At 40.1% G+C, this 12,893-nt stretch carries 13 protein-coding genes; 12 read left to right on the top strand and 1 reads right to left on the bottom strand.

The window, feature by feature from the left end; all coding sequences use genetic code 11:
* Positions 1 to 58: 58 nt before the first annotated feature.
* The 9 genes from DWW85_RS05055 to DWW85_RS05015 all read left to right on the top strand — a co-directional run bounded on the left by DWW85_RS05055 (position 59) and on the right by DWW85_RS05015 (position 8,065).
* Entirely contained in the window at positions 59 to 286 is a 228-nt protein-coding gene (locus DWW85_RS05055) for a hypothetical protein (RefSeq protein ID WP_181986499.1), read from the top strand.
* A 61-nt stretch (positions 287 to 347) separates the two neighbouring features.
* Positions 348 to 1,406, top strand: coding sequence for a histidinol-phosphate transaminase (gene hisC, locus DWW85_RS05050; protein WP_117807724.1), 1,059 nt, complete (start codon positions 348 to 350; stop codon positions 1,404 to 1,406).
* Between the two features lie 306 nt (positions 1,407 to 1,712).
* A complete protein-coding gene (locus tag DWW85_RS05045) occupies positions 1,713 to 2,624 on the top strand; it encodes a DUF5688 family protein (protein WP_021943223.1) in 912 nt (303 codons plus the stop codon).
* 184 nt (positions 2,625 to 2,808) lie between these two features.
* Complete coding sequence (locus tag DWW85_RS05040) at positions 2,809 to 3,396, top strand: TetR/AcrR family transcriptional regulator (RefSeq protein WP_117807723.1); 588 nt, start codon at positions 2,809 to 2,811, stop codon at positions 3,394 to 3,396.
* 18 nt (positions 3,397 to 3,414) lie between these two features.
* The gene (locus DWW85_RS05035; protein WP_021943225.1) at positions 3,415 to 3,807 is read left to right on the top strand and encodes a response regulator; all 393 of its coding nucleotides are present in this window, start codon (positions 3,415 to 3,417) and stop codon (positions 3,805 to 3,807) included.
* A gap of 11 nt (positions 3,808 to 3,818) precedes the next feature.
* Complete coding sequence (locus DWW85_RS05030) at positions 3,819 to 5,135, top strand: replication-associated recombination protein A (RefSeq protein ID WP_117784984.1); 1,317 nt, start codon at positions 3,819 to 3,821, stop codon at positions 5,133 to 5,135.
* Entirely contained in the window at positions 5,135 to 5,383 is a 249-nt protein-coding gene (locus DWW85_RS05025) for a hypothetical protein (RefSeq protein ID WP_021943227.1), read from the top strand. Before DWW85_RS05030 ends, DWW85_RS05025 begins: the two co-directional genes overlap by 1 nt.
* Positions 5,384 to 5,437: 54 nt before the next feature.
* A complete protein-coding gene (locus DWW85_RS05020; RefSeq protein ID WP_021943228.1) occupies positions 5,438 to 5,941 on the top strand; it encodes an SEC-C metal-binding domain-containing protein in 504 nt (167 codons plus the stop codon).
* A 105-nt stretch (positions 5,942 to 6,046) separates the two neighbouring features.
* Positions 6,047 to 8,065 carry an ATP-dependent helicase gene (locus DWW85_RS05015; RefSeq protein WP_117807722.1) on the top strand — a complete coding sequence of 673 codons (2,019 nt, stop codon included), beginning with the start codon at positions 6,047 to 6,049 and terminating at the stop codon, positions 8,063 to 8,065.
* Here the strand turns inward: DWW85_RS05015 and DWW85_RS05010 are convergent.
* Positions 8,062 to 8,376: a DUF1292 domain-containing protein gene (locus DWW85_RS05010; RefSeq protein WP_021943230.1), complete on the bottom strand. Its 315-nt coding sequence runs from the start codon at positions 8,374 to 8,376 to the stop codon at positions 8,062 to 8,064. The two genes, DWW85_RS05015 and DWW85_RS05010, sit on opposite strands and share 4 nt — an antisense overlap.
* 230 nt (positions 8,377 to 8,606) lie before the next feature.
* Here DWW85_RS05010 and glgA point away from each other — a divergent pair, with 230 nt between their 5' ends.
* The 3 genes from glgA (at position 8,607) to DWW85_RS04995 (ending at position 12,888) form a co-directional block, all read left to right on the top strand.
* Positions 8,607 to 10,043 carry a glycogen synthase GlgA gene (gene glgA / locus DWW85_RS05005; protein WP_021943231.1) on the top strand — a complete coding sequence of 479 codons (1,437 nt, stop codon included), beginning with the start codon at positions 8,607 to 8,609 and terminating at the stop codon, positions 10,041 to 10,043.
* A 148-nt stretch (positions 10,044 to 10,191) separates the two neighbouring features.
* Positions 10,192 to 11,940, top strand: a complete 1,749-nt coding sequence (locus tag DWW85_RS05000; protein WP_117807721.1) for an NFACT RNA binding domain-containing protein — start codon at positions 10,192 to 10,194, stop codon at positions 11,938 to 11,940.
* A 69-nt stretch (positions 11,941 to 12,009) separates the two neighbouring features.
* Positions 12,010 to 12,888 (top strand): YicC/YloC family endoribonuclease, encoded by an 879-nt coding sequence (locus DWW85_RS04995; protein WP_117807720.1) that lies wholly within the window; start codon positions 12,010 to 12,012, stop codon positions 12,886 to 12,888.
* Positions 12,889 to 12,893: the final 5 nt, after the last annotated feature.

Below are 12,893 nucleotides of genomic sequence, written 5' to 3'. Positions count from 1 at the left end.
GATATAGAATGTACCTATCCCCGGCATAGAACGAAGGTTGTAGTATGTCAGTTTGAATATGGAGCGGAAAATGGCATTTTCAGAAAATACAAAAACAGGATCCGGGTGGTTTTTTGACTATAGTAAATGTTATGACCGGCTTTATTATCTGAAACGGTTAAATAAAAATGCAATCCTGATCACAGCATTTTACAGCAGGGAACTCAGTGATGCCCTTACCGCATCTGACGATACGGGTGAGCTGCAGTCTTATGATTCTTATCTTGTATCTCATCCTGCAAAATGATAGAATAGACAACTGAAAACGATAACCTGCTGATTAGCAGAGATAACATGGAGGATAAATCATGGCATCATGGAGAGATAATATTCGTCAGGTTGAACCATATGTACCTGGTGAGCAGCCAAAGAATACAAATGTGATCAAATTAAATACAAATGAGAATCCGTATGGACCGTCTCCAAGAGTAAAAGCGGTTCAGGATAATGAGGATCTGTTACGGTTATATCCGGATCCGACAGCAGGCGCACTGGTGGATGCACTGGCGGAGTATCATGGTGTGAATGCATCACAGGTATTTGTAGGTGTAGGTTCCGATGATGTACTTGCAATGTCATTTCTGACCTTCTTTAATTCGGATAAACCGATTCTGTTCCCGGATATCACATATTCTTTTTATGATGTATGGGCAGAACTGTTCCGAATTCCATATAAGCAGATGCCACTTGATGAGAACTTCCGTCTGAAGATAGATGATTATAAGGGCGAAAACGGTGGAATCGTATTCCCGAATCCAAACGCACCGACCGGTATCTACGAATCGTTGGATCATGTAGAGGAGATCATAAAGAACAATCCGGACGTGATCGTGATCGTAGATGAGGCATATATTGATTTTGGAGGAGAAACAGCACTTCCGCTGATCGACAAATACGACAATCTTGTGGTAGTCAGAACCTTTTCAAAATCACGTTCCATGGCGGGACTTCGAATCGGTTATGCGATCAGCAACCCTGAATTGATCAAAGCCTTAAATGATGTGAAATACTCCTATAATTCATATACGATGAACCGCCCGTCTCTTGTGCTCGGTGTAGAATCCATTCATGATGATGCATATTTCAGGGAGAAGGTTGGACAGATCATTGCAACCAGAGAAAGATTTGTGAAAGAGATCGCAGAGCTTGGATTTACCTGTCTGCCATCAACTGCAAACTTTGTATTTGCAACACATGAGAGTATTCCTGCAAAGGAGATCTTTGCTGCGGCAAAAGAGAATAATATCTATGTGCGTTATTTTGATAAGCCAAGGATTGACAATTATCTGAGAATCTCGATCGGAACGGATGCAGAGATGGACGTATTTGTTAGTTTTTTGTCAAAATATGTAAAAGAATATAAATAGGGATGGCTGGTTTTGCCTGTGAGCAGGCGGATAAAAGCATTGTTATCCATCGATAAAAAAATATAAGAGCGGATGTGTTTTTTGCAGATTTTGATAAGAAAGATGCGAAATACACATCCGTTTTTGTTTGTTCGGAAGAAAAACTGTTACAGAAACGCACAAGCTGTTACAAATAAACACACGCAAAATGTTGACGACACATAGGAAATTCTTTATCATGATGGAAGAAATATTTCAGCAATAGAATCCGGATTTTATCATTTTTTCGAAATGTTTCAGACAAAGAAGCTGCGAAGGAGAGATAAAATGAAATTTAATGAATTTACAGAAACAGTCAGAGATGGGCTGGAAGTTTTATTTGAACCGGACAATATGGAGGTTGCGGTTACCAGAGTTGTAAAAAATAACGGGTTGATCCTTACAGGAATCAATATAAGGGACAGAAATTCCATGATAACACCAACGATATATATTGACGATTTTTATAGAGAGGATATTCAAAAGGAGGAGATACATACTGTTGTTTTGAGAATAAAGGATATCTTTACGGAACGATGTACCAAAGTATCATCCGACAATGAAATTCAGAACTATATGGATTTTAACTGGGTGAAGAACCGGCTGATCTATACGGTTGTGAATCAAAGTATGAATGAAGAATATCTGGAGCATGTTCCGTATATTCCGTTTCATGATCTTGCGATCATATTTCGATGTGTCTTTCATAAAGGTGAGAATGGGATGGCATCATCAACGGTATCAGAGGATGATCTGAAACGATGGCATACAGATACGAAGACACTTTACCAACTGGCAGAAAGGAATACTCCAAGATATTTTCCTCCAGTGATCGACCGGATCACAGCATATCTGAAGGCGAGAAACTGTCTTCCTGCATTTGTGGAAGATGAGTTTTCGGGCGAGTGCGGAGAACTGTATGTAATATCAAATGAAATGGGATTAAACGGAGCCGGAGCTATGTTGTACAGGGGAATCCTTGATATGTGTACGGAGCTTGCTGGGGACAGTATCTATATTATGCCGTCCAGTATTCATGAGTGTATGTTTGTGGAGGCTGGAAAAGTGTCGGAGCCAAAGATGCTGGCAGATATTGTGAAAGAAGCAAATGATAGTGTGCTTCACCGACAGGATATCCTTTCTTATAATGTTTATTATTACGACCGGAAAAAGCATATGCTGACGACTGTAACTGTATAAAAACAGGTGTTTCATCAGAAACACAGGCATAAAAGCACCTTGAAAACAGAAGAAAAAAGAGAAGATTACAACTGTGTTCTGCGTATATTAATTTGAAGCTTTTTTGATTGACAAACGAAAGAGCATGACATAGAATTATATAGTGTATATTGGGTGTAAGTTTATGTGTTGAGAGGAGAACGGTGTGGCTGAGAATTACGTTTCAAGAAGGGATAAGATCGTTGCATCGGCAGTTGAATTAATCGGCGATCTGGGATTGAATGCTCTGACAACCAAGAATCTGGCTCGTAAGGAAAATATATCCGAAACTTTGATCTATAAATACTTCGGGGGTATTGATGAAGTATTGACGGAAGTGGTCGTACAGTATGCGGCATTTGATAAGAATATCCAGATGACCGTGGATCACCAGACCGGATCGAATATGGATAAGTTACGGTTTTATGCAGATACATATGCAACCTATTATGATAATTATATCGGTATGGGTGCGATTATGTTGCATTATGAGGAATTATTGCATCTGAGTGAGACACGAGAGGTTATTTCTGAATGTATTCTGAAGAGAAATGAATTTGTCTGTAAGCTGTTTGAAGACGCTATAGCAGACAGAGAGATTCGGGAGGTATTTACCCCACGGGAATTGACATTGATGTTTAACGGTATATTTACAGAGGGCCTTTTAGAGCGAAGAACCAAATATTCCAAGAAAACATTTCGTGTTGAAGTAAAAGAGATGCTGAACCAGATTGAAAAGATGCTTAGATTTTAAAGTAGGAGGAAGTTTGTCATGAGAATATTAATTGCTGAGGACGATGTTGCAAATGCAAAGTTTTTATCAAAATATTTAAGTAAATTTGGAGAAGTTGTAATTACACCAGATGGAATTGCAGCTGTTGATGAATTTGTAAATCATTTGGAAAAGGGCGAAAATTTTGAACTTGTCTGTCTGGATATCATGATGCCGAAGATCGATGGATATAAGGTACTTGCATCGATTCGAAATGCAGAGAGAAAGCATGGCGTATCCAGAATGTTACGGTCAAAGGTTATTATGACAAGTGCACTGGATGAAACCAGCTTTGACAGCAATCAGGCCAGTGATGATTATGATGATTACATCTGCAAACCGATTGATATTATGAAATTCAACGAGATCCTTAAGAAGCTTGATGTTATTTAGGATGAATAAGAATGGATTTATTTGATTATATGAGAGAAAACCAGAAGGATGATGATTCTCCTCTGGCAAAACGAATGCGACCTGAGAGCCTGGATGAGGTGATCGGGCAGGAGCATATTATCGGAAAAGAGAAATTACTCTATCGTGCGATAAAGGCGGATAAGCTTAGCTCGCTGATTTTTTACGGACCGCCGGGAACCGGAAAAACGACGCTTGCCATGGTGATCGCACATACGACAAAGGCGGATTTCAAGCAGATTAATGCAACAACCTCTGGTAAGAAGGATATGGAGCAGATCATAGAAGAAGCGAAGAATATGAAGGCAATGTATGGAAAACGAACCATACTTTTTATTGATGAGATCCATCGCTTTAATAAATCACAGCAGGATTATCTGCTTCCATTTGTGGAGGATGGAACGATCATCCTGATCGGAGCAACGACAGAGAATCCTTACTTTGAAGTGAATGGGGCTTTAATTTCAAGATCTAATATTTTTGAATTAAAACCGTTGTCAAAAGAAAATATAAAAGAGATCATATTAAAGGCTGTTTATGACCAGAAGGGCATGGGAGCCTTTAATGCATGTATAGATGATGATGCCGTGGAATTCTTAAGTGATATGTCAGAAGGTGATGCCAGAAGTGCACTAAATGCAGTAGAGCTTGGAGTTCTTTCTTCCGAACCGGAAGCAGATGGGCAGATTCATATTACGCTGTCGGTGGCAGAGGAATGTATTCAGAGAAGAGCATTCCGATATGATAAGGACGGAGACAATCATTATGATATCATTTCTGCATTTATCAAGAGTATGCGTGGTTCCGATCCGGATGCTGCCGTATTTTATCTGGCAAAGATGCTGTGCGGTGGAGAAAGCATTACATTTATAGCAAGACGGATCATGATATGTGCCTGTGAGGATGTTGGAAATGCGGATCCAAATGCAATCTGTGTTGCAACAGCATGTGCGCAGGCGGTAGAGCGGGTCGGTATGCCGGAGGCTCAGATCATACTTGCACATGCGGCGATCTACGTGGCGTGCGCTCCAAAGAGTAATGCGATCGTGAATGCGATCTTTTCTGCAAAAAATGTTGTGGAACATGAGCAGACAGGACAAGTTCCGGTCTATCTGCGGGATGCACATTATGGCGGAGCAAAGAAGCTTGGACATACAGGTTATAAATATGCACACGATTATCCAAATCATTATGTAAAGCAGCAGTATCTGCCTGATGAGATCGCAGACAGACAGTTTTATGAACCGACGGATAATGGATATGAGCAGAACATAAAACAATATTTTAAGAAGATAAAGGAAGAACTTTAATGGAGAAAATGAAGCGGATAGCAGCCTTTCTTATGGTCCTTGTGATTCTTGGACTGGTTGTCTGGGCATTTATCTTGGGAATAACAGGCAGTGAATATTTTTCAGCGGCATTATTTCTGTGCATTCTGGTTCCGGTATTATTTTATGGAATCAGTCTGATCACAAAGCTGCTTACAGCAAAAGGAAAAGAACTGGCAGATCAGGCTGTGTCGTCAGATGAAACAGAAAAGAATAATGTTGAAAAATAAGGGATTATCTGATATACTCTATAAAGTTTTAAAAATTGAAACGAGGTATGTAACATGAGTTTATTATCACAGTGGCGCGATTATGCGTATGGTTTTGATGACAGAACACCAGAAGGAAAGCAGTTCTGGTTTGATTATTTTCAGGCAGAAAAAGGTATTTATGAAATAATTCTTGCAAATCCAAAGGCAGATCCTGTAAAAGGAACAGTAAAGGCACTTGCAGAGAAGTTTGAAGTAAGTATCCAGACCATGATCGGTTTCCTGGATGGAATTGATGACAGTCTGATCACATCGAATAATCTCGACGAGGTTACAGAGGATTCAGAAGTAACACTTGGTATTGATTATGAGAAGCTGTATATGAATATGGTTGGATGCAATGCAGAATGGTTATATACATTACCTGCATGGGACAAGATCCTTACACAGGAAAAGAGAGATGAACTCTATAAGAAAGAGAAGACATCCAGAACACTTGTAAAGCCTCCAAAGGTTGGAAGAAATGATCCATGCCCTTGTGGTAGTGGTAAGAAGTATAAGAAATGCTGCGGTAGATAATCTGATAAAGAAGAACTACAGCAGAATTTTATAACAGGAAAGAGAAAGAGAACAGACAGATGGTTGTATCCGTCCTGTTCTCTTTTCTGTTGAAGGGAAGAACGATTGGAAGAAAAACAGCAATTCAGTAAAGAACAATTAGAAGCGATCCGGCATGAAAAAGGGCCAATGCTAGTTCTGGCGGGACCGGGAAGTGGAAAAACGACGGTGATCACGCACCGGGTGAAATATATGTTGGAGCATGGTCGGGTAAATGGAAGTCAGATCCTGGTGATCACTTTTACCAAGGCAGCAGCAGGTGAGATGAAAAGCCGGTTTGAGAAAATAATGGGATATTCGAGTGGTGTTACTTTTGGAACCTTTCATTCGGTATTCTTTATGATCTTACGTCAAGCCTATGGATATAATGGAAGCAATATCATACTGGAATCGGAGAAATATCAGATCATTCGCAGTATTATTGAAAAACATAATATGGAATACAATGGACAGGATGATTTTGCAAAAAATGTAATTGCAGAGATCGGTCTGGTAAAAAGTGAACTGACACCGATCGGACAGTATCATTCGATGAACATGAAGCCGGAAGATTTCCGGATTGCTTACCGGGAGTATGAAGAGGTACTTCGGGCGAATAATAAGATTGATTTTGATGATATGCTCGTATTTACATATGAATTGCTTCGGGATAGACCGGATATCCGGAGAATGTGGCAGCAGAGGTTCCGGTATATTCTGATTGATGAGTTTCAGGATATTAACAGGATCCAGTATCAGACTGTGAAGCTGCTGTTAGGAAAAGAACATAATATATTTGCGGTGGGAGACGACGACCAGTCTGTTTATGGATTCCGTGGCGCAGATACGAGGATCATGCTTGGCTTTCCGGATGATTTCCCGGATACCCGGATGGTCTGCTTAAGTATAAATTACAGATGCAGCAGTGCAATCGTGGAATCGGCAGGACGTATTATTAAGAACAATAAGAAGCGGTATCAGAAGGAGATCCGGTCTGCATTTGAGAAAAGTCAGTGTGAGCGTGTGCATGTGATTGAAGTCGAGGGAATGCGGCAGGAAACAGATGGTATCATACAGAAAATCCGGGAGATGAATCAGCAGGGTATCCCATATTTGGATATTGCTATTCTTTATCGTACCAATTCGGAACCATCCGGACTTGCAATGAAGCTGATGCAGAATAATATTCCATTCCGGATGAAGGATAATATGCCGGATCTGTTTTCCCATTTTGTCGTTGTGAATATCCTTGATTATATTAAGGCAGCACTTGGAAACCGAGAACGGGCATTATTTTTACGGATCATAAATCGACCGAACCGGTATATAAGCCGGGAGTGTCTGGAAACTGATCCGGTAGATCTGGAGCGGATGCAGGAATTCTATAAGGACAATCACAGGATAGTGCAGAATCTGGTAACCCTGGAAACGGATTTCAGGAGGATCGCAGAATTAAAACCATATGCAGCCGTTAATTATATCAGGAAAGCGGTTGGGTATGATGAATATCTGAAGGAATATGCTTCATATAGGGGAATCGATCCACAGGAGTATATGGATATTGCGGATGAATTTCAGGAGATGGCAAGAGGTGCCGATTCCTTTATTGAGTGGTTTAACCTGTTAAATGAATATAGGATAAAACTGAAGGAACAGGGGAAAACAGCGGAACACGCAAAGGATGCAGTTGTACTTGCGACGATGCATGGGGCAAAAGGACTGGAGTTTGATCAGGTATTTATCATGAATGCAGTAGAAGGAATGACGCCCCATAAGAAATCGGTCACAGATGCGGAACTGGAGGAAGAACGGAGAATGTTCTATGTTGCCGTTACCAGGGCACGATATGGTCTGTATATCTATGTACCGAAGGTGGTGTATGGAAAGACGGGACAGATTTCCCGGTTCGTAACAGAAATGGTGATCGACTATGATATGCTGCAGGTTGGAAATAAAATCATCCACAAACGATATGGCAAAGGTGTCATAACATTTGTGGATGATAAAAAAATCTGTGTGTATTTTGAAAAAGATCAGATTACAAAAACATTAAGTATCGAATATACGATAAAAAATAATCTGGTTACTGTGTCTGAAGATGATTAGTCATCTTCAGACATGGAATTGAATTCCATCTCATCCAGAATTTCATCAAAAGCATCAGCAACCATATCGAATTCTTCTTCATCATCAATTGGTTCCAGTGTGAATTCATCGTTTGGAAGTTCAATATAACGGTATACAAGAACCTCGTCATCATCATAACCTTCCGGTGCTTCGACAGGAAGCAAAGCAATATAAGAGGTATCCTCAACATCAAAGGTAGCAACAATCTCACATTCGAGGTTTGTTCCGTCGTCGAGTTCAAGTGACATCATTTCGATATCATCTAATTCATCATCATTCTGTTTTGCCATGTTTGGTCTCCTTATTAAAATAAAATTGACGGTCATTTCCGGGTATGCCGGATACCATTTAAAACTGTGTTGACCGATCATTTTCATCATAATGGAAAAGTAACCAAAAGTCCACAGCCAAATTTTATAATTGCAATAAAATGCAGCACCTTTATTCATTGAATTATATGTATAAATATGATAAAATTAATATTATTTTGGAGTTATTCCATGGGAGGAAATAAGAGAAGATGAAGAAAGTTGCTTATATTGCTTCAGAGTGTGTACCATTTATCAAAACGGGTGGTCTGGCGGATGTTGTAGGAACACTTCCAAAAATATTTGACAGAAATGAATATGATGTTCGGGTTATCATGCCAAACTATCTTTGTATTCCAAATAAATACAGAGAAAAAATGCAGTATCTGACCCATTTCTATATGGATATCGGATATAAGAATGATTATGTCGGGGTTATGTATCTGGAATACGAAGGAGTAAAAGTATATTTTATTGATAATGAATATTACTTCAATGGATTTACCCCATACGGAGATGTAAAGTGGGATATTGAAAAGTTCAGCTTCTTTTCAAAGGCAGCATTATGTATTCTGCCGGCAGTAGGATTCCAGCCGGATATCCTGCACTGCCATGACTGGCAGGCTGGTCTGGTTCCGGTATACTTGAAAACGTTATTTGCCGGAAATCCGTTTTTCAGTGGCATGAAGTCTGTTATGACAATCCACAATTTACAGTTCCAGGGTAAGTGGGATATCGATACGCTCAAGGCAGATTCCGGTCTTCCGGATTATGTGTTCACACCGGATAAGCTGGAAGTCAGAAAAGATGCAAGTATGTTAAAGGGTGGTCTTGTATATGCAGACAAGATCACAACAGTAAGTAACACATATGCCAGAGAGATTCAGACACCATATTACGGTGAAGGCTTGGATGGGCTTCTGAGTGCAAGATGGCAGTCACTCTGGGGAATTGTAAACGGAATTGATTACGATGTATGGAATCCTGCTACAGACTCACAGGTGTACAAGAATTACAGTGTCGACAATTTCCGTGAACTGAAGAAGATCAACAAGGTTGAACTTCAGAAGGAATGTGGACTTCCACAGGATGATAAGCAGTTTGTGATCGGTATTATATCCAGACTGACAGACCAGAAGGGACTTGATCTGGTTGATCGCATTATGAATGATATCTGTTGTGATGGTGTCCAGTTCATCGTTCTTGGAACCGGTGACAGCAGATATGAAGATATGTTCCGTTATTATCAGGGCATTCATCCTGCAAAGGTTTCTGCGAATATTTATTATTCGGATGAAAGATCCCATAAGATGTATGCGGGTTGTGATGTTATGCTTGTTCCATCCAGATTTGAGCCATGTGGTCTGACTCAGTTAATGGCACTTCGTTATGGAACAGTTCCGATCGTAAGAGAGACTGGTGGTCTGAAAGATACAGTAGAACCATATAACCAGTTTGAGAATACAGGTACAGGTTTCTCATTTGCAAATTATAATGCATATGAGCTGTTAGATGCGATCAACTATGCAAAGGAAGTTTATTATAACAACAAAGACGCATGGTATGGTATTCAGGAGCGTGGCATGAGAATGGATTACTCCTGGTACAATTCAGCAAAGATCTATAACGATCTTTACAATTCATTATAAAAACAAACGGTCAAACTCATTTTTCATAAATGAAAAATCAGGCAGAAGATGTTGCGATACATTTTCTGCCTTTTTACCGCAGAACATACAGATCTGGGGCTGCGGTCGTACGAAAATAGGTGGAGCTGTGCAGGAAAGGTGGTTTCATATGGCTTTTGACGGAGTTGTAATATCAAATGTTGTAAGTGATCTGAAAAAGAAATTAGTGGATGGAAGGATCTATAAGATCTACCAGCCGGAAAATGATGAACTGAATATTATTATAAAAAACAACAGGGAGAATTACCGCTTACTGTTATCTGCAGATGCAAGTCTGCCTCTGATCTATCTGCTGCAGGTGCCTAAGGAGAATCCGATGACAGCTCCGAATTTCTGTATGCTGCTTCGTAAGCATATCGGAAATGGCAGGATCGTAGATGTCTGCCAGCCGGGCTTTGAACGTATCGTGGAATTCACGATCGAGCACCTCGATGAGATGGGAGATCTGTGCAAAAAGAAGCTTATTATAGAAATCATGGGTAAGCACAGTAATATTATCTTCACGGATGCGGATGGAATGATAATTGATAGTATTAAGCATATATCCCATCTGGTAAGCTCGGTGAGAGAGGTCCTTCCAGGTAAAGCTTATGTATATCCGCCGTCCGGTGATAAGCGTTCTCCATATGATACAGATCAGGATTATTTTGCATCTTCGGTATATACAAAGCCTGTGACTGTTACAAAGGCAATTTATACCTCAGTTACAGGTATTTCACCCCTGATCGCAAATGAGCTTTGTTATCGTGTGGGAATCGATGGCGGACAGTCAACAGCAGCGTTAACGGATATTCAGAAAGAGAAGCTGTACCAGGAATTTGAGAAAATGGTTTCCGATATAAAGGCAGAAAACTATGTGCCGAATATTGTATATGATGGGTATATTCCGGTTGAATTTTCATCAGTAAGACTCAGTATGTATCAGGATTATCAGGTAGAAGATAAGGATGAAATTTCAAAGGTTTTAGATGAGTATTATTATAAGAAGAGTAAGGTAACAAGAATCCGGCAGAAATCAGCAGATCTGCGGAAAATTATCTCAACTGCGATTGAAAGAGCCAGCAAGAAATATGATCTGCAGTTAAAGCAGATGAAGGATACCGAAGGTCGGGAGAAATATAAGGTATATGGTGAGCTGATCAATACCTATGGATATGGAGTGGAGCAGGGAACAAAGAGCTTCCGTGCATTGAATTATTACACAAATGAAGAAATCGAGATTCCACTCGATCCGACAATATCGGTGCTTGAGAATGCCAAACGGTATTTTGCAAAGTACAACAAGCAGAAGCGGACATATGAGGCGTTAGAAAAGCTGACTGTTGAGACCAGACATGAATTGGAATATCTACAATCGGTTCAGACATTTATCGATATGACACTGGATGAAAATGCGTTAGCTCAGGTAAAAGAAGAGCTGATGATCAGCGGATATATCAAGGGAAGATATGGCAAAAAAGGGGATAAGCATACCAGCAAGAGCAAGCCATATCACTATATATCATCTGATGGTTTTCATATATATGTCGGCAAGAATAATCTGCAGAATGATGAACTGACATTTAAGTTCGCAAATGGCGGGGACATGTGGTTCCATGCAAAGAAGATGCCGGGCTCGCATGTGATCGTACGGATGGAGGGAGCAGAAGAACTTCCGGATCAGACCTATGAAGAGGCGGCAAGGCTTGCAGCATATTATTCGTCTGGAAGAGAGAATCCAAAGGTGGAGATCGACTATACAAAACGGATGAATCTGAAGAAGCCGGCAGGAGCCAAACCGGGATTTGTCATCTATCATACGAATTATTCAATGATAGCAGAACCGGTGATCCGTGGAATAGAAGAAGTAACGAGATAAAATATTTGATTTTTTATGGCGGTTGAAGTATAATATAGTATCCATTGTTTTAAGGAGAATGTGATTTTTATGATTAAGAGCATGACAGGTTTTGGACGAAGCGAAGTCGTTTCCGGAGCCCGTAAGATAGTTGTGGAGATTAAGGCTGTTAATCACAGGTTTTGCGAGATCAATGTAAAAACACCAAAGAAACTGAGTTTTTTTGAAACAACTATAAGAGCATATTTAAAGAAGTATATAGAACGTGGTAAGGTAGATGTCTTTATCACTTATGAAGATTTGACCGAGACAAATGTCTCAGTAAAATATAATAAAGATTTGGCAGAGGAATATGTTGGCTATATGAATCAGATGGCAGCAGATTTTAATCTTACAAATGATATCAGTCCATCGATTATATGCAGACTTCCGGAGGTTTTTGTTCTGGAAGAGCAGACAGTAGATGAAGATGAGTTATGGAGCCTGATACAAGGTGCACTTGACGAGGCGGCTGATAAGTTTGTGAAGTCAAGAATGGTGGAAGGTGAGAACTTGAAGGTTAATCTGCTGGAGAAGCTTGACAATATGACGGCTGCAGTCGATTATATTGAAGAAGTATCACCGGAGCTTATAACAGCTTATCGTCAGAAATTGATCGACAAGATTTCAGAACTGATTGATAGCTCAGCAATCGATGAGAACCGGATTGCAACCGAGGTTGTTATATATGCGGACAAGATCTGTGTAGATGAGGAAACGGTTCGTCTGAAGAGCCACATTGACAGCACCAGAAAGATTCTGGAGGCAGGTGGAAGTGTTGGAAGAAAACTTGATTTTATTGCGCAGGAGATGAACAGAGAGGCGAATACGATCCTTTCCAAGGCAAACTCACTGGATGTATCAAACCGTGCGATCGAATTAAAGACGGACATTGAAAAAGTCAGAGAACAGATACAGAATTTGGAGTAAACAAA

The organism is Clostridium sp. AF17-21AC, from assembly GCF_003461365.1.
GTDB lineage: Bacteria > Bacillota > Clostridia > Lachnospirales > Lachnospiraceae > Coprococcus > Coprococcus ammoniilyticus.
The sequence above is the reverse complement of the archived record's forward strand: the minus strand, read 5'-3'. Positions and strand labels throughout refer to the sequence as shown.

Bases quoted from the DNA above. Each gene is read 5' to 3' on its own strand.
- DWW85_RS05055 (WP_181986499.1), top strand. From the start codon at position 59: ATGGAGCGGAAAATGGCATTTTCAGAAAATACAAAAACAGGATCCGGG.
- hisC (WP_117807724.1), top strand. From the start codon at position 348: ATGGCATCATGGAGAGATAATATTCGTCAGGTTGAACCATATGTACCT.
- DWW85_RS05045 (WP_021943223.1), top strand. From the start codon at position 1,713: ATGAAATTTAATGAATTTACAGAAACAGTCAGAGATGGGCTGGAAGTT.
- DWW85_RS05035 (WP_021943225.1), top strand. From the start codon at position 3,415: ATGAGAATATTAATTGCTGAGGACGATGTTGCAAATGCAAAGTTTTTA.
- DWW85_RS05030 (WP_117784984.1), top strand. From the start codon at position 3,819: ATGGATTTATTTGATTATATGAGAGAAAACCAGAAGGATGATGATTCT.
- DWW85_RS05025 (WP_021943227.1), top strand. From the start codon at position 5,135: ATGGAGAAAATGAAGCGGATAGCAGCCTTTCTTATGGTCCTTGTGATT.
- DWW85_RS05020 (WP_021943228.1), top strand. From the start codon at position 5,438: ATGAGTTTATTATCACAGTGGCGCGATTATGCGTATGGTTTTGATGAC.
- DWW85_RS05010 (WP_021943230.1), bottom strand. From the start codon at position 8,376: ATGGCAAAACAGAATGATGATGAATTAGATGATATCGAAATGATGTCA.
- glgA (WP_021943231.1), top strand. From the start codon at position 8,607: ATGAAGAAAGTTGCTTATATTGCTTCAGAGTGTGTACCATTTATCAAA.
- DWW85_RS05000 (WP_117807721.1), top strand. From the start codon at position 10,192: ATGGCTTTTGACGGAGTTGTAATATCAAATGTTGTAAGTGATCTGAAA.
- DWW85_RS04995 (WP_117807720.1), top strand. From the start codon at position 12,010: ATGATTAAGAGCATGACAGGTTTTGGACGAAGCGAAGTCGTTTCCGGA.